At 71.6% G+C, this 15,366-nt stretch carries 18 protein-coding genes; 10 read left to right on the forward strand and 8 right to left on the reverse strand.

What is annotated here, in order from left to right:
- Nucleotides 1–23 precede the first annotated feature (23 nt).
- From FBY23_RS15610 to FBY23_RS15625, 4 genes are read left to right on the forward strand one after another with little or no spacing between them, the layout of a single operon-like run.
- Entirely contained in the window at nucleotides 24–794 is a 771-nt protein-coding gene (locus FBY23_RS15610; protein ID WP_141798982.1) for an enoyl-CoA hydratase family protein, read from the forward strand.
- Nucleotides 794–1,693 (forward strand): CoA transferase subunit A, encoded by a 900-nt coding sequence (locus FBY23_RS15615; protein WP_141798983.1) that lies wholly within the window; start codon nucleotides 794–796, stop codon nucleotides 1,691–1,693. Before FBY23_RS15610 ends, FBY23_RS15615 begins: the two co-directional genes overlap by 1 nt.
- On the forward strand, nucleotides 1,690–2,472 hold the full coding sequence (locus FBY23_RS15620) for a CoA-transferase subunit beta (protein ID WP_260805998.1): 783 nt from the start codon (nucleotides 1,690–1,692) through the stop codon (nucleotides 2,470–2,472). The genes FBY23_RS15615 and FBY23_RS15620 overlap by 4 nt, the downstream gene beginning before the upstream one ends.
- The gene (locus FBY23_RS15625) at nucleotides 2,469–3,536 is read left to right on the forward strand and encodes a nitronate monooxygenase family protein (protein ID WP_141798984.1); all 1,068 of its coding nucleotides are present in this window, start codon (nucleotides 2,469–2,471) and stop codon (nucleotides 3,534–3,536) included. Before FBY23_RS15620 ends, FBY23_RS15625 begins: the two co-directional genes overlap by 4 nt.
- A 59-nt stretch (nucleotides 3,537–3,595) precedes the next feature.
- Here the strand turns inward: FBY23_RS15625 and FBY23_RS15630 are convergent, their stop codons facing one another.
- Complete coding sequence (locus tag FBY23_RS15630; RefSeq protein WP_141798985.1) at nucleotides 3,596–3,922, reverse strand: hypothetical protein; 327 nt, start codon at nucleotides 3,920–3,922, stop codon at nucleotides 3,596–3,598.
- A gap of 256 nt (nucleotides 3,923–4,178) precedes the next feature.
- On the opposite strand from FBY23_RS15630, the gene FBY23_RS15635 reads away from it, so the two are divergent.
- On the forward strand, nucleotides 4,179–4,463 hold the full coding sequence (locus tag FBY23_RS15635; RefSeq protein ID WP_141798986.1) for a hypothetical protein: 285 nt from the start codon (nucleotides 4,179–4,181) through the stop codon (nucleotides 4,461–4,463).
- 4 nt (nucleotides 4,464–4,467) lie between these two features.
- Here the strand turns inward: FBY23_RS15635 and FBY23_RS15640 are convergent, their stop codons facing one another.
- The gene (locus FBY23_RS15640; protein ID WP_141798987.1) at nucleotides 4,468–5,454 is read right to left on the reverse strand and encodes a GNAT family N-acetyltransferase; all 987 of its coding nucleotides are present in this window, start codon (nucleotides 5,452–5,454) and stop codon (nucleotides 4,468–4,470) included.
- 52 nt (nucleotides 5,455–5,506) lie between these two features.
- Between FBY23_RS15640 and FBY23_RS15645 the strand changes: the two genes are divergently transcribed.
- A complete protein-coding gene (locus FBY23_RS15645; protein WP_260806001.1) occupies nucleotides 5,507–5,881 on the forward strand; it encodes a hypothetical protein in 375 nt (124 codons plus the stop codon).
- A gap of 19 nt (nucleotides 5,882–5,900) precedes the next feature.
- Here FBY23_RS15645 and FBY23_RS15650 read toward each other — a convergent pair whose 3' ends face one another.
- A complete protein-coding gene (locus tag FBY23_RS15650; RefSeq protein ID WP_141798988.1) occupies nucleotides 5,901–6,281 on the reverse strand; it encodes a VOC family protein in 381 nt (126 codons plus the stop codon).
- A 69-nt stretch (nucleotides 6,282–6,350) separates the two neighbouring features.
- Here FBY23_RS15650 and FBY23_RS15655 point away from each other — a divergent pair, with 69 nt between their 5' ends.
- Complete coding sequence (locus FBY23_RS15655; RefSeq protein ID WP_141798989.1) at nucleotides 6,351–7,052, forward strand: PilZ domain-containing protein; 702 nt, start codon at nucleotides 6,351–6,353, stop codon at nucleotides 7,050–7,052.
- 162 nt (nucleotides 7,053–7,214) lie between these two features.
- Here the strand turns inward: FBY23_RS15655 and FBY23_RS15660 are convergent, their stop codons facing one another.
- Genes FBY23_RS15660 through FBY23_RS15670 form a run of 3 tightly spaced genes read right to left on the reverse strand, consistent with a single transcriptional unit; the run spans nucleotide 7,215 to nucleotide 10,420 of the window.
- Nucleotides 7,215–8,378 carry an acetyl-CoA C-acetyltransferase gene (locus FBY23_RS15660; protein ID WP_141798990.1) on the reverse strand — a complete coding sequence of 388 codons (1,164 nt, stop codon included), beginning with the start codon at nucleotides 8,376–8,378 and terminating at the stop codon, nucleotides 7,215–7,217.
- 33 nt (nucleotides 8,379–8,411) lie between these two features.
- On the reverse strand, nucleotides 8,412–9,215 hold the full coding sequence (locus tag FBY23_RS15665; protein WP_141798991.1) for an SDR family oxidoreductase: 804 nt from the start codon (nucleotides 9,213–9,215) through the stop codon (nucleotides 8,412–8,414).
- Nucleotides 9,215–10,420 carry an acyl-CoA dehydrogenase family protein gene (locus tag FBY23_RS15670; RefSeq protein ID WP_141798992.1) on the reverse strand — a complete coding sequence of 402 codons (1,206 nt, stop codon included), beginning with the start codon at nucleotides 10,418–10,420 and terminating at the stop codon, nucleotides 9,215–9,217. Before FBY23_RS15670 ends, FBY23_RS15665 begins: the two co-directional genes overlap by 1 nt.
- Before the next feature lie 97 nt (nucleotides 10,421–10,517).
- Between FBY23_RS15670 and FBY23_RS15675 the strand changes: the two genes are divergently transcribed.
- The 3 genes from FBY23_RS15675 to FBY23_RS15685 all read left to right on the forward strand — a co-directional run bounded on the left by FBY23_RS15675 (nucleotide 10,518) and on the right by FBY23_RS15685 (nucleotide 13,631).
- Nucleotides 10,518–11,681, forward strand: a complete 1,164-nt coding sequence (locus tag FBY23_RS15675; protein ID WP_141798993.1) for an acyl-CoA dehydrogenase family protein — start codon at nucleotides 10,518–10,520, stop codon at nucleotides 11,679–11,681.
- A 70-nt stretch (nucleotides 11,682–11,751) separates the two neighbouring features.
- Complete coding sequence (locus FBY23_RS15680) at nucleotides 11,752–12,639, forward strand: acyl-CoA dehydrogenase family protein (RefSeq protein ID WP_141798994.1); 888 nt, start codon at nucleotides 11,752–11,754, stop codon at nucleotides 12,637–12,639.
- Entirely contained in the window at nucleotides 12,639–13,631 is a 993-nt protein-coding gene (locus tag FBY23_RS15685) for an acyl-CoA dehydrogenase family protein (RefSeq protein ID WP_141798995.1), read from the forward strand. The genes FBY23_RS15680 and FBY23_RS15685 overlap by 1 nt, the downstream gene beginning before the upstream one ends.
- On the opposite strand, the gene FBY23_RS15690 is transcribed toward FBY23_RS15685, so the two are convergent.
- Both FBY23_RS15690 and FBY23_RS15695 read right to left on the reverse strand, forming a co-directional pair.
- A complete protein-coding gene (locus FBY23_RS15690; RefSeq protein ID WP_160158265.1) occupies nucleotides 13,561–14,016 on the reverse strand; it encodes a hypothetical protein in 456 nt (151 codons plus the stop codon). The genes FBY23_RS15685 and FBY23_RS15690 overlap by 71 nt on opposite strands.
- Nucleotides 13,976–15,352: a serine protease gene (locus FBY23_RS15695; RefSeq protein WP_141798997.1), complete on the reverse strand. Its 1,377-nt coding sequence runs from the start codon at nucleotides 15,350–15,352 to the stop codon at nucleotides 13,976–13,978. Before FBY23_RS15695 ends, FBY23_RS15690 begins: the two co-directional genes overlap by 41 nt.
- Nucleotides 15,353–15,366: the final 14 nt, after the last annotated feature.

The following is a 15,366-nucleotide window of genomic DNA, read 5'->3' on the forward strand; positions in this document are numbered from 1 at the left end:
CAAATGCTTGGTAGCATGACGGCATGACAGTCACCAGCGAGTTGCGGCCCGACGGGATCCGCGTCGTCACGATGAACGCTCCCCCGGTCAACGCCCTCACCGTCCAGGGCTGGTTCGACGTGGCAGCAGCCCTCGACGAGGCCAGCGCCGACATGGCGACCAAGGTCGTCGTGCTCCGCGCGGAGGGCAAGGGCTTCAACGCGGGCGTCGACATCAAGGAGATGCAGAACACCACCGGGTTCGACGCCCTGCTCGGCGCCAACAAGGGCTGCTTCGCCGCCTTCAAGGCTGTCTACGAGTGCTCGGTCCCCGTCGTCGCGGCCGTCAACGGCTTCTGCGTCGGCGGCGGTGTCGGCCTGGTCGGCAACGCCGACATCGTGGTCGCGAGCGACGACGCCTTCTTCGGCGTGCCCGAGGTCAACCAGGGCGCCCTCGGCGCCGCGACCCACATGGCGCGCCTGGTCCCCCAGCACATGATGCGCACCCTCTACTTCACCGCGCGCACGATCCCGGCCAAGGACCTGGTCCAGTTCGGCTCCGTGCTCGAGGTCGTCGCACGCGAGGACCTCCTCGACGCCGCCCTCGCGGTCGCGGGCGAGATCGCCGCCAAGAACACCAAGGTCATCCGGGCCGCCAAGGAGGCGCTCAACGGGATCGACCCGATCGACGTCAATAAGTCGTACCGCTGGGAGCAGGGCTTCACCTTCGAGCTCAACCTGATGGGCGTCAGCGACGAGCTGCGCGACGACTTCGCCGGCACCGACAAGGCCGACAGCAAGGCGAAGGGGGCCTGATGAGCAGCAACCGCAAGCCGCGCGACAAGCGGATGTCGATCGACGACGTCGTCGGCAGCCTCGAGAGCGGCATGACCATCGGCATCGGCGGCTGGGGCCCGCGGCGCAAGCCGATGGCGCTGGTCCGCGCGATCTACAAATCCGACCTCACCGACCTGACCATCGTCAGCTGGGGCGGCGCCGACGTGGGCCTGCTGGCTCGCGCGGGCAAGATCCGCAAGCTGGTCTACGCGTTCGTCTCCCTCGACTCGGTCCCGCTCGAGCCGAACTTCCAGCGCGCCCGCCAGGCCGCGTCCATCCCGGAGGTCGTCGAGCTCGACGAGGGCATGTTCCAGACCGGCCTCAAGGCCGCGGCGGAGCGCCTGCCGTTCCTCCCGATGCGCGCCGGCCTCGGCTCCGACGTCCTGGTCAACAACCCGTGGATCAAGACCGTCACCAGCCCGTACGACGAGGGCCACGGTCACGAGGAGCTCGTCGCCGTCCCCGCGCTCAGGTTGGACGCCGCGCTCGTGCACCTCAACCGCGCCGACCAGCACGGCAACGCGTCGTACCTCGGGCCGGACCCGTACTTCGACGACCTGTTCGCCATGGCCGCCGGCAAGACGTACCTGAGCGTCGAGGAGGTCGTCGACACCGCCGGTCTCACCGTCGACACACCCGTCCAGCGACTGCTGCTGAGCCGGATGATGGTCAGCGGCGTCGTCGAGACCCCCAACGGCGCGCACTTCACCACCTGCACGCCCGACTACGAGCGCGACGAGAGGTTCCAACGCGCGTACGCCGCTGCCGCGTCGGGCTCCGACGAGGACTGGCAGGCGTTCCACGACCGCTTCCTTGCCGGCGACGAGGCGTCCTACCAGGCGGCCGTCCAGGCCTTCACCGAGGAGAACGCCAAGTGAGTGCCCCCACCCATGAGCAGAGCACCCGTGCCGACGTGTGCGCCGCGGCGATCGCGGACGCCTTCAGCGAGGACGGCGAGATCTTCGCCAGCCCGATGGGTCTGCTGCCGACGCTCGGCGTCCGACTGGCCCGCCTGACCTCCAACCCCGACCTCGTGATCAGCGACGGCGAGTCGGTGTTCCTGGGCGGCACCCCGCCGCTGGGTGGCAAGGACGTCGTCGAGGGCTGGATCCCGTTCCGCCGCGTGTTCGACGTCGTCGCCTACGGCAGGCGCCACGTGATGATGGGCGCCACCCAGGTCGACCGCCAGGGCAACCAGAACATCTCCGCGATCGGCCCGTTCGCCCAGCCCAAGCGCCAGCTGCTCGGTTCGCGCGGCGCCCCCGGCAACACGGTGAACAACCGGACGTCGTACTGGGTCCCGAAGCACTCCACCCGCGTCTTCGTCGAGAACGTCGACATCGTCTCCGGCGTCGGACCGGCTCGCGCCGAGGCCGCCGGCACCGGTGCCTCGCGGTTCAACGACATCCACCGGATCGTCAGCAACCTCGGCGTCTTCGACATGGGCGGCGCCGACCACACGATGCGGCTCGTCTCGGTCCACCCGGGCGTGAGCGTCGACGAGGTCGTCGCCGCCACCGGGTTCGACCTCGAGGTGCCGGCCGAGGTGCCGGTGACCCGCGAGCCGTCGTACGAGGAGCTGCTCCTCATCCGCGAGATGCTGGACCCGAAGGGTCTTCGCTTCAAGGAGGTTCCCCAGGAAGAGGCAGCACAGTGATCGATCAGCAGATCCGCACCCCGTTCACCGACCTGGTCGGAGTTCCCCATCCGGTCGTGCAGACCGGGATGGGCTGGGTCTCCGGCCCGCGCCTGGTGTCCGGCACCGCCAACGCCGGCGGCCTGGGCATCCTCGCCTCGGCGACGATGACCTTCGCCGAGCTCGAGGCCGCGATCATCGAGGTCAAGGGGCGCACCGACAAGCCGTTCGGCGTCAACCTGCGCGCCGACGCCGGTGACGCGGCCGACCGCTGCCAGCTGCTCATCGACCACGGCGTGAAGGTCGCGTCCTTCGCGCTGGCCCCGAAGCCGGAGCTGATCGCGAAGCTCAAGGAGCACGGCATCGTCGTGATGCCCTCGATCGGCGCGGCCAAGCACGCGGTCAAGGTCGCCTCCTGGGGCGCCGACGCCGTCATGGTCCAGGGCGGCGAGGGCGGCGGCCACACGGGCGCCGTACCCACCACGCTGCTGCTGCCGACCGTGCTCGACGCCGTCGACATCCCGGTCATCGCCGCCGGTGGCTTCTTCGACGGCCGTGGCCTTGCCGCCGCGCTGTCGTACGGCGCGGCGGGTGTCGGCATGGGCACCCGCTTCCTGCTGACCCGCGACTCAGCGGTCCCGCAGGCGGTCAAGGAGCTGTACCTGGGCAAGGGACTCGCCGACACGGTCGTCACCACCAAGGTCGACGGCATGCCGCACCGGATCCTGCGCACCGACTTCGTCGAGTCGCTGGAGGAGACGTCCGCCGTACGTCGCCTCGGCCCCACGGCCCGGCGCACGCTGGAGTTCAAGAAGTCCTCCGGGATGTCGTGGTCCCAGCTGCTCAAGGACGGTCGCTCGATGAAGAAGGCGCAGGGCCGCACCCTGGGCCAGATGGCGCTGGCCGCCAACACCCCGACCATGCTCCGCGCGGGCCTGGTCGAGGGCGACACCTCCGCCGGCGTACTTGCCAGCGGCCAGGTCGTCGGTGTGATCGACGACCTGCCGTCGTGCGAGGAGCTCATCGAGCGGATCGTCGTCGAGGCCGCCGCGGAGCTGAAGCGGGCGTCGTCGTACGTCGTGTGACGTCGTGCTGACGTCGTGCTGACGTAGTGCAGATGTCGTGATGCCGAGGACGCGGCCGGTCAGTCCGGTCGCGTCCTCGCTGCTTCCCGCTCCATCCGTCGCTCGTGGAGGCGCTGCTCGGCCTCGGGCAGGAACGCGAGGCAGGGTGCGTCGCTGGTCGGGTGCTGCTCCTTGAGGTGGAAGACCCAGCGGTCCATCGCCGCCATGAACCCGTTGTCGGCACCCGGACGGTACGTCGACCAGGGTCGGTGCCCCTTGGCCGTGCACTCCGAGCAGCTGATCTTGTAGACGAACTGCTCGTCGGCCCCGATCTCGATCCGTACCCGCGCCAGCGGGCCGGCCTGCGTCGCGGCCTTGCGCTCCCGCGCCGATCGACTCGCGACCATCTCACCACCTCGCCTCGTCCGATCACCGAGCCTAGTGGTGTGGCGGGGAGGTGGCTTGCCACTTCGCGTGCTCAGGGTGCGTGCATCGCAAGGCGGCGTCGCGACGGCATACCGGGCGTATTCCGAGCGATCGCCAACGTAGCGAGGTGCGTGCACTGAGCGCGCGAAGTGGTGAGCCACGTCCGCGACGCACCACTTGCGACCCGCTCGGTGAAGTGTCGGACCACTCCCCTAGGGTCGATCAGGTGAGTCGCCGATGAGCAAGATGGACGCAGTACGAGCGATGCGCGAGGCGCGCTACGCGGAAGCCCAGGCCCGCGCGGGCCGCCCCGCCCCGACCCCGCGGGCCGCGAAGCCTGCCCCGGCAGCGCCGGCCAAGGCGGCACCCGTGAAGGCTGCGAAGGCTGCGAAGGACATGAAGGCCGCGGCCGCGCCGGCAGCGGAGACGGACGACAGCGCGCTGTGCGGTCACCGCAACATCAGCGGACGCACCTGCACGCGCGAGCGCGGGCACGCGGCGAAGTCGCACCGCTACTCCTGACCACTCACAGCGAGCGCTGGTAGGCCCACTCCCGCCCCATCACGCGGTAGCCGAGCACCTCGTTCACGCCGATCATGTGGGCGTTCGACTCGGCGTTCCAGGTGTCGATCCGCACCAGGTCGGGCTCGGCCTCGGCGAGCCAGCGCAGCATGCCGATCTTGAGCAGCAGGCCCAGGCGGTGACCGCGGTGCGGCCGGGTGACGGTGGTGTCGTCCTGCTCGCCCCAGGTCGGGTCGGCGGCGAGGACGCCGACGCAGGTCTGGCCGGCGAGCTCGCCGGTCGGCAGGTGACGGGCGACGAGGCGGTACTGGCGGAAGCCGAGGGCCGCCCAGCCCACCTCGTAGGCACGCATCCGCTCGGGCGTGAACACCTCGTCCTCGTAGTCGAGGTCGTCGGTCGGGGCGTCGTTGATCGAGCTGGCCATCGCGACGAGGTCGTCGAGCCGGTCCTCGGGCGTCGGCGTCGGCCAGCGCTCGAGGGCGTAGTCAGCGGCGTGCGGCAGCGCGTCGTCGTACCTCTTGTCGAGGTCGGACGGGTCGAGCTCGGCGAGCAGCTGGCGGCGGTTGATGCCGGCCAAGCGGCGCTCGAACCCGTGCCGTACGGCGAACGCGTCGCCGGCCACGCTCTCCCACGCCTCGGTCATCAACAGGGTGCGTCCCCGCCGTCGCGCCTCCGCGCGGAGCCGGTCGAGCAGGGCGGTGCCGTAGCCGCGCCGCCGGTGCCCGGGGTGGACGCCGAGGGTGAGGAACGCGAGATCGAGGTTGTCGTACTCACTGGTCGCGATCGAGCCCCACGCCACGACCGCGCCGCCCACCCGCAGCAGGTACGGCGACTCGGGCTCGCCGTCCCACCCGTGCCGGAACCGGGCGTCGGCCCGCGCCACCGTGTCCCGCATCGTCCACGGAGCATCGGAAGCACTGATCGCGTTGGCGAGGCCGGTCCAGGCGACGAGATCGTCGTGGTCGTCGGGACCGAACGGGTGGATGTCCATGACCCCAGCCTCCGATGCGGCTCCCGGCGACGCCACTGGATATCCTGAGGGGGTGAACCAGACGTCGCCGCAGGGGTCGAGCCCGAGCGCAGCCGCCCCCCGCCGCCGTCACCTGATGGACCCGAACGCGCCCCGCAAGGTGCCGGACCCGAAGGACATCGAGCGGCTCCAGCGGGTGCAGCGCCGGGTGGTCTCGGTGCTCGTCATCACCACGATCCTCCACCTCTCGGCGGGCTTCGTGATCGCGGCCGACCACGTCGCCGCCGACCGGACCGACGCCCGGATCGGCCTCAACATCATCGCCGCCGCCTTCATGGTCGGCGGTATCGCGGCCACGCTCGTCATCAACGGGCGCTCGTGGCGCTCGCCGTGGCTGGCGCTCGGGCTGGTCCCGGCGATCGTCGGCATCTGGTGGACGGTGCTCTGAGCACTGCCCACCCCCGGGCTCACCCCTCGGCGACGTAGCCGTGGAAGACGGCCTCGACGTTGTTGCCGTCGAGGTCGCGCACGAAGACGCCGTAGTAGCCCGGGTGGTACTCCGGCCACGGCCGCGGCTCGTGGAGCACCTCGACGCCCGCGGCCACCGCGGCCTCGTGGAAGGCGTGGACGGCTGCGACGTCGGCGGCCTTGAACGCGACGTGGACCTCGCGCTGGGGCGGCATGTCGGCGTAGCTGCTCAGCCAGAAGGCGGGATCGCCCTCGGGGCCGTAGCCGACGGCCACGTCGTAGTCGAGGACCCGGCCGTAGCCCAGCGGAGCGAGCACCTGGTCGTAGAAGGTCTTGGACGCAGCGAGATCGGCGCAGTTGATGCCGAGGTGATCGATCATGCGCCCATCGAACCAGCCTGCGCCGACACTCGTCCTCAGGTACGGCGATCCGCGGCCGATCAGGTCGGCATGCAGCACAGGGACGTCCCGCCCGACGTACATCCGGGCGTGCTGCAGACCGTGGCGCTCACACTGCGCCCGACGGCCGGCGAGCCGGTGGCACTCGAGACGAGGGTGCTCGACCTCGAGCCCCAGTCCGACGGCTCGACCACGCTGGTCGTCGCGTGCCCGAACGGGATGGACCCGCACGAGCACCACTTCGACGTCACCCTCTCCTGGACCTACCCGCTCGGCCGGATGGAGTGCCCGGTGAGCACCCGCCCCGGTCGGCGGGCGTACGGCGAGGTGTGGCTGCTCCGCCCGAGCTCACCCGCCGCGCGCCTGCAGCAGCGGGCCTACTTCCGGGCCCGGATCTCGATGCCGGTGCTGCTGCGCTGGACGCCCGCGGCCGAGGACGCCGACGACACCGTCGACGAGCAGCCCGAGCAGCCCGAACACGTCGAGATCCTCGGCGTGGTCGTCGACGTGAGCGAGGGCGGCCTGATGGCGAGCGTGCGCACCGAGCCCCCGCCGGTCGGCACCAGCGTCGAGGCGACCACCCGGGTCGACGGCGACAACCTGGTCCAGGCAGCCCGGATCGTGCGCCACGTGCGGTTCGCCAACGGCGGGATCGGGGTCGCGATCGCCTTCGTGGACCCGAGTCTCCACGGCGACCGGCTCCGGCGGCTGGTGTTCGAGACCGAGCGCCGCCGGCGCCGGGTGAGGCGTTGAGTTGCCGCCTTCTCATCGTTGAGTTGCCACTTTCTACCCATTGAGCTTCCAGCGCCGGGTCGACCGCCCTTGCAGTACCGGCAACTCAACTGTGAGGAAGGGGCAACTCAACGGTGAGGAAGGGGCAACTCAACCGTTATGGGTCCGGGCCACCCGTGAGGGTCAGAGACGCTCGATGATGGTGACGTTGGCCTGGCCGCCGCCCTCGCACATGGTCTGCAGGCCGTAGCGGCCACCGGTGCGCTCGAGCTCGTTGAGCAGGGTGGTCATCAGCCGGGCGCCGGTGGCGCCGATGGGGTGGCCCAACGCGATGCCGCCGCCGTTGACGTTGACCTTCTCGTGCGGCGCCCCGGTCTCCTTCATCCAGGCCAGCACGACGGACGCGAAGGCCTCGTTGCACTCGAACAGGTCGATGTCGTCGATCGTCATGCCGGCCTTGGCAAGCGCGTGCTTGGTCGCGGGGATCGGCCCGGTGAGCATCCAGACCGGGTCGTCGCCGCGCACCGAGAGGTGCACGATCCGCGCCCGCGGGGTCAGCCCGTGGTCCTTGACCGCCTGCTCGGAGGCGACGAGCACCGCGGCGGAGCCGTCGCAGATCTGTGAGGCGACACCGGCGGTGATCCGGCCGCCGGGGGCGAGCGGCTCGAGGCCGGCCATCTTCTCCAAGGAGGTGTCACGCGGGCACTGGTCGGTGGCGAAGACGCTGCCATCCTCGAGTACGTACGGCGCGATCTCGCTCGCGAAGCGGCCCTCGGCGATGGCGGCCTTGGCCCGTTCGTGGGAGGCCAGCGCGAACCTCTCCATGTCCTCGCGGGACACGTCCCACTTCTCCGCGATCACCTCGGCCGACCGGAACTGGCTGACCTCCTGGTCGCCGTACCGCTTGATCCAGCCGGGCGACTCGGCGAACGGCGTGGTGAAGCCATACTGCTGGCCGACCATCATCGCGGCGGAGATCGGGATGGCGCTCATGTTCTGCACGCCGCCAGCAACGACGAGGTCCTGGGTGCCGGACATGACGCCCTGGGCCGCGAAGTGCACGGCCTGCTGGGACGAGCCGCACTGGCGGTCGATGGTGACGCCGGGAACGTGGTCGGGCAGCCCCGCGACCAGCCACGCGGTGCGGGCGATGTCGCCGGCCTGCGAGCCGATGGTGTCGCAGCAGCCCAGGATCACGTCGTCGACGGCACCCGCGTCGATGCCGGTGCGCTCGACGAGCGCGGCGAGTGAGTGGGCGCCGAGGTCGGCGGAGTGGACGCCGGCGAGTGCGCCGCCGCGCTTGCCCACGGCGGTGCGGACCGCGTCGACGATATAGGCCTCAGCCATGACAGGACTCCTTGCGTAGAGGGGTGGAAGAGCTCAGGCGTGCTGGCTGCTGACGGAGATGACCTCGCCCGTGAGGTACGACGAGTAGTCGCTCGCGAGGAAGACCATCACGTTGGCGACCTCCCACGGGGCGGCGGCGCGGCCGAAGGCCTCACGCTGCTTGAGCTCGACGAGCAGCTCGGGCGAGGTCACCTTCTCCAGGAAGGGGTGCATGGCCAGCGACGGCGACACCGCGTTGACCCGGATGCCGTGGGGCGCGAGGTCGAGCGCCGAGCAGCGGGTCAGCGCCATCACGCCGGCCTTGGCGGCGGCGTAGTGGGCCTGGCCCTCCTGCGCGCGCCAGCCGATGACCGAGGCGTTGTTGACGATGACGCCCTTCTTGCCGGCGGCCACGAAGCGCTGGCCGACCGCGCGGGTGGCGCGCATGGTGCCGGTGAGGGTGATGTCGATGACCCGGTTCCAGGTCTCGTCGGTGACCTCGAGGATCGAGTCGGTGCCGCCGAGGCCGGCGTTGTTGATCATGACGTCGACGCCGCCGAACTCATCGGCCGCGTCGAGGAGGGCGGTGATGTCCTCCTCCTTGGTCACATTGCAGACCAGCTGGCGGACCCGGTCGGCGCCGAACTCGGCGGCCAGGGCCTCCTCGGCCTCGGCGAGGCGACGCTCGTGGGTGTCGCTGAAGACGACCGCCTTGGCGCCCTCCTCCAGCGCCCGGCGTACGACGGCCGCACCGATCCCGGCACCTGCGGCGGCGGTCACGACGACCACCTTGCCGGCGAGCAGGTCGTGCCCGGGGACGTACTCGGGGGTGGGCTGCTCGGGACGGAGCTCAGACATCAGGATCCCTTCGGTTCACGAGGAAGGCCGAGCACGCGCTCGGCGAGGATGTTTCGCTGGATCTCGTCGCTGCCGCCGTAGATCGTGTCGGCACGCGAGAAGAGGAAGAGGCGCTGGTGGTCGTCGAGGTCGTACGACGACCCGCCGCGCGTCACCAGGCCGCCGCGCCCGGCGACGTCCATGGCGACCTCACCGAGGGTGCGGTGCCAGGTCGCCCAGGCCAGCTTGAAGATCGACCCCGCGCCACCACCGGCGGCCGAGTCCTGGCCGCCCTCGACGAGGGCGAGCGCGCGCAGCGCGAAGCTGCGGATCACGGCCAGCTCGGCCTTGAGGGCAGCAAGCCGGTCGCGGACGACCGGGTCGTCGATCGAGCCGTTCTCCTTGGCCCGGGCCACGACGGTCTCGAGCTCGCGGGCGAAGCCGACGGTCTGGCCGAGCGTGGAGACGCCACGCTCGAAGCCGAGCAGGCCCATCGCCACGCCCCAGCCCGAGCCGCGCTCGCCGACGACGAGGTCGGCGGAGGTGCGGGCGCCGGTGAAGAAGACCTCGTTGAACTCCGAGCCGCTGGTGAGCTGCTCGATCGGGCGCACCTCGACGCCGTCCTGGCGCAGCGGCACGAGCAGGAAGGACAGCCCCTGGTGCCGCGACGAGCCCGCTTCGGTGCGGGCGACGACGAAGCACCAGTCGGAGAGGTGGGCCAGCGACGTCCACACCTTCTGGCCGTCGATCACCCACTCGCCGGTGGACTCGTCGAGGCGGGCCCGCGTCTGCACGTTGGCGAGGTCGGAGCCGGCGCCGGGCTCGGAGTAGCCCTGCGCCCACAGCTCGCGCACGGCGATGATCTCCGGCAGGAAGCGCTGCTGCTGCTCGGGGGTGCCGAACGCGATCAGCGTCGGACCGAGCAGCTGCTCGCCGAGGTGGTTGACGCCGGCCGGCGCCTCGGCCCGCGCGTACTCCTCGTGGAAGATCACCTGCTGCCACAGCGACAGGCCGCGCCCACCGTGCTCGGTCGGCCAGCCGACCGCGGTCCAGCCGTGCTCGGCGAGATGGCGGTTCCAGGCCAGCCGCTCGTCGTGGGCCTCGTGCTCGCGACCGGGTCCGCCGAGACCGCGCAGCGCGGCCCACTCGCCGGTCAGGTGGTCGCCGAGCCATTCCCGGACCTCTGCGCGGAATGCGCGGTCCTCAGGCCCCTCGGTCAGGTTCATGGCTGCTACTCTACCAAGCAAATGCTTGGTTCGGGCAGCGCCGGGGCCTACATTTCGACTGTGACGACCTCCACGCCGATGAGGAACACCTACTGACATGGATCTCGAACTGAGCGAGTCCGAGCTGGCCTTCCAGACCGAGGCCCGCGCCTGGCTGGCGGCCAACGTGCCGGCCGAGCCGCTGCCGTCCCTCGACACCGCCGAGGGCTTCGTCCTGCACCAGGCCTGGGAGGCGAAGCTCGCCGCCGAGCGCTGGTCGGTCGTGTCCTGGCCGAAGGAGTACCACGGTCGCGAGGCGTCCCTCGTGGAGTGGATCATCTTCGAGGAGGAGTACTACCGCGCCGGCGCTCCCCTGCGTGTCTCGCAGAACGGGATCTTCCTGCTGGCCCCGATCATCTTCGAGCACGGCACCCCCGAGCAGCAGGACCGCTTCCTGCCCTCGATGGCGACCGGCGAGCGGGTCTGGGCGCAGTGCTGGAGCGAGCCCGAGGCCGGCTCCGACCTCGCCTCCCTCAAGTCGAGCGCCCGCCGGGTTTCGACAAGCTCAACCACCGGGGAGAGCGGCTGGGTGCTCAACGGCCAGAAGATCTGGTGCTCGCGCGCGGCCCTGGCCCAATGGGGCTTCGGCCTGTTCCGCAGCGACCCGGAGGCGCAGAAGCACGCCGGGCTCACCTACTTCCTCTTCCCGCTCGACGCCGAGGGCGTGACCGTGCGCCCGATCGCGCAGCTCGACGGCGAGGAGGGCTTCGCGGAGGTCTTCTTCGACGACGTCTTCGTGCCCGACACCGATGTGCTCGGCGCGCCGGGTGACGGCTGGCGGGTCGCGATGAGCACCGCCGGGAACGAGCGCGGCCTCTCACTGCGCTCCCCCGGCCGGTTCACCGCCGCCGCCGACCGCCTCCTCGCGCTGTACGACGAGAGGCCGGACCCGCGCGTCGCGGACCGCGTCGTCGACGCGTGGCTCAAGGCCGAGGCCTACCGCCTCTACACCTGGGGCACCGTGACGAAGCTCAAGGACGGCGGCGACATCGGAGCCGCGGGCTCGGTCAACAAGGTGTGGTGGAGCGAGCTCGACGTCGCCCTCCACGAGACCGCCCTCGACCTGCTCGGCCCCGACGCCGAGCTCGAGTCCCGCTGGCTCGACGGCTACACCTTCTCGCTGTCCGGCCCGATCTACGCCGGCACCAACGAGATTCAACGAAATATTGTCGCGGAGCGAATTCTCGGTCTGCCGCGTGAGCCCAAGGGAGTGCAGAAGTGAAGACACCCCACGAAGTTCTTCGCCTCCCCCGCTTCGCTCCTCCGTCGAACAACTCCGTAGGGACCCCGTCATGAAGTTCGAGCTCACCACCGACCAGCAGGACTTCGCCGCCTCCCTCGACTCCCTGCTGGCCGCAGCCGACACTGTCGCCGCGGCCCGCGGCTGGGCGGCAGGCGACCATGCCGCCGGCCTCAGGCTGTGGGAGCGGCTGGCCGAGCAGGGCCTGACCATGCTCGCCACCGAGGCCTCCCCCGTCGAGGTCTGCGTCGCGTTCGAGGCGCTCGGCCGCCACGCCGTCCCCGGCCCGTGGGTCGAGGCTGCCGCCTACCTGCCCGTGGCGCTCGGCGCCGAGGTGGAGGGCGTCGCCACCGTCGCGATGCCGCGGGCACTGGACGCGGACGTCGCCGACGCGGTGTACGCCGTCGTCGGCGACACCCTGCACACCGCCACCGCCGGGAAGGCCCACACCTCGGTCGACCGCAGCCGCCACCTGTTCGACGTCACGCCCGGCGACGCCGTCGAGCACGGCGACCTCGCGGCGGCGTACGACCTGGCCGTGCTCGCGACCGCCGCCCAGCTGCTGGGTGCCGGCGAGAGGGTGCTCGCCGACGCGGTGACCTACGTCAAGCAGCGCAAGCAGTTCGGCCGCGAGATCGGCTCCTACCAGGCGATCAAGCACAAGCTCGCCGACGTGCGCATCGCGCTCGACTTCGCCCGGCCGCTGGTCCTCGGCGCTGCTCTCGACCCGACGCCCCGCGCGGTCTCGGCCGCCAAGGTCGCCTGCGCGGACGCGGCGTACCTCGCCTCCCGCACCGGCCTGCAGGTGCACGGGGCGATCGGCTACACCCAGGAGTTCGACCTCAGCGTGTGGATCACCAAGATCCGCGCGCTGGTCACCGCCTGGGGCACGCCGGCCGCGCACCGCGCCCGCATCCTCGAGACCCTCCGGAGCGCGTGATGCAGTTCGAGCTCAGCGAGGAGCAGGCCGAGCTGGCGGCGACCGTCCGCGGCCTGCTGGAGAAGCGTGCCGACTCGGCCGCCGTCCGCGCGGCGTCGACCTCGGAGACGGGGTACGACGAGGCGCTCTGGGCGACCCTGTGCGAGCAGATCGGCGTGGCGGCGCTCGGCGTTCCCGAGGAGTACGACGGCGTCGGGGTGTCCTTCTTCGAGACCGCCGTGGTGCTCGAGGAGCTCGGCCGCACCATCGCGCCGAGCCCGCTGCTGGCCACCACGGTCGCCACCGAGGCGCTGCTGGCGGGCGCGACCGACGACGCGAGGAAGAGGCTGCTCCCCCGCATCGCCGCGGGCGAGATCGCCACGATCGCCCTCGACGACGGCCCGGTCCTCGACGGCGACCGCGCCGAGATCCTCCTCGCGGTCCGCGGCGACGACCTGGTCGAGGTGAGCGGCGCGACCGCGACCTGGGCCGAGTCGATGGACCAGAGCGTCCGGCTCGCCCGGCTCGACCTGTCCGCTGCGGAGCTGACCGTGATCGGCGACGGCAACGCCGCCCGCGCGCGGGCCGAGCTCGTCGGTGCGGCGGCCGCGGCCGCCCTCGCGGTCGGCCTGTCGGACCGGGCGCTGCAGATGACGGTCGGCTACCTCAAGGAGCGGGTGCAGTTCGGCCGCCCGATCGGGTCCTTCCAGGCGCTCAAGCACCGAATGGCCGACCTGCTGGCGCGGGTCGAGATGTCCCGCTCGGCGAGCTGGGCGGCCTCCTACGCCCTCGCCGACACGGACACCGACGCCGCGGAGGCGGCCTTCCTGACCCACGCCGCGGCGTCGTACGCCCTCGAGACGGCGGCCCTGGCCGCCAGCGAGTGCGTCCAGCTGCACGGCGGCATCGCGATCACCTGGGAGCACGACGCCCACCTGGTGTTCAAGCGCGCCCACGCACTCGGGCAGCTGTACGGCGCACCGCACCGGCACCGGGCAGCCGTGGACCTCTGAGCCGCGCGGGGCCACCGGACCCCAGGTAGGTGTCCGGCCCCTGCAGGGCCGCGGCGACCGCCGGCGCGACCATCGCGACCACGTCGTCGACCGGCGCGGAGGCGAGCGGCTCGATCTTCAGCACGTAGCGGGTCATCGCCAGCCCGATCAGCTGCGAGGGGACCAGCTCGGCCTTCATCGCCGGCATCGCCCGCCGCTCGACGACCGGCTGGAACCGCGGGTGCAGCACGCCGCCGCGTGCGCGGCCGGACTTGTAACTACGTGTTACAGCACAGTTATCCACCACATGGGCCACTTCGGCCCCAAATTGGTGACGTAACACGTAGTTACAAGGGGCAGTGAGGTCAGCCGACGGGGCTGGTGCAGCGCGTGTTGCCCACCACACTGGGGGTGCGGTCGAGCGGCATCGGGCAGGGGCTGACGCTCACCGCCACCGGCGCGCTGTGCTTCCTCGCCTTGCGGACCTTCACCCGGTACCACCAGGTCCCCGGTGCTGCCGTCTGGGTGAAGACCGTGACGCCCTGGTGCACCCGCGCCTTCGCGACCCGGGCCCACGGGGCGCCGGGCGCGGTGCGGACCTGGAGCACCATCCGGCGCACGCGGCGGGTCTCGGCGACCAGCTGGTAGGCCTCACCGAAGCCGACCGAGGGGCTGGTCGCGACCAGGCGCAGCCGCTGCCGCTTCGGCCGTCCCACCCCGGGGCCCGACTCCGGGCCCACGACGGGGCGCGCGGCCGGGCGGCCCGCGACCCGTGCCGCGGCCAGCAGGCCCTCGATGGTGGCGTCGAACGGGGTCGCGAGCAGCAGCGGTGGCCCGGACGTCGTCCGGCGGGAGGTGACCGCGAAGATGAAGCCGGTGTCGGCGCTGGCCATCCGCAGGAACCACGGCCCGCCACTGGCCCCGCCCGTCAGCGGGCACGAGATCTGCGCGTCGCCGGTCTGGTCGAGCACCGTGGTCGATCCGGTGCACTCCTGGCGGCTCTGGCCGTCATACGGCGCCTCGGCCGGCCAGCCGACGACGCGGACGCCGTCCTCCCGCACCGGGTAGTTCCAGGCCAGTCCGTTGCCGCCGACGACGTCGACCAGGTCGAGGCCGCCCTGGGGTGCGACCCGGATCATCGCCTGGTCGTGCGCGACCTCGTCGCACCGCGAGACCCAGTCGCCCTGCGCGATCGCGGCGGTGCCGACCCAGGTGCCGTAGGGCCGGGCGTTGTGGTCGTAGCCGGGGACGAACATGAAGTTGCTGTAGTAGGTGCCGGCGCGGCAGCCGCCGAGCAGCACCCGGGTGCCGCCGGAGTTCACGCAGTGCCCGGCGGTGACCACGAGGTCCTTCTCCGGCGTGTTGACCGACGACGCCGAGCACACGTAGTTGGTGCCGCCGTCGGAGAAGAACAGCTTGCCCGTGCTGCGCAGGCCCTCGCCCACCCGGCCCGAGGTCCGGCCCTGGACGCCGGATGTCGACGCCGGGGCGGTCGTGGCATTGCCCGCCGGGTCGAGGTCGAGAGGGACCGCGGTGCGCATCCGCTTCGCGGTCCAGTAGTCCCGCACCCCGGCGTGGGGCAGCAGTCGTACGTCGGGTCGGGTGGTCGCCGGGCCGGGATCAGACGGCACGGACGGATCGGCCGCGGCGCCGGCGCCGAGCCCGGACAGTCCTGACATCCCCGGCAGCCCGGCCAACAGGACGGCGACGGCCACCGCCCCGAGCGCCCTGCGCATCCTCATCGATCCCCCCGACC

Source organism: Nocardioides sp. SLBN-35 (genome assembly GCF_006715725.1).
GTDB lineage: Bacteria > Actinomycetota > Actinomycetes > Propionibacteriales > Nocardioidaceae > Nocardioides.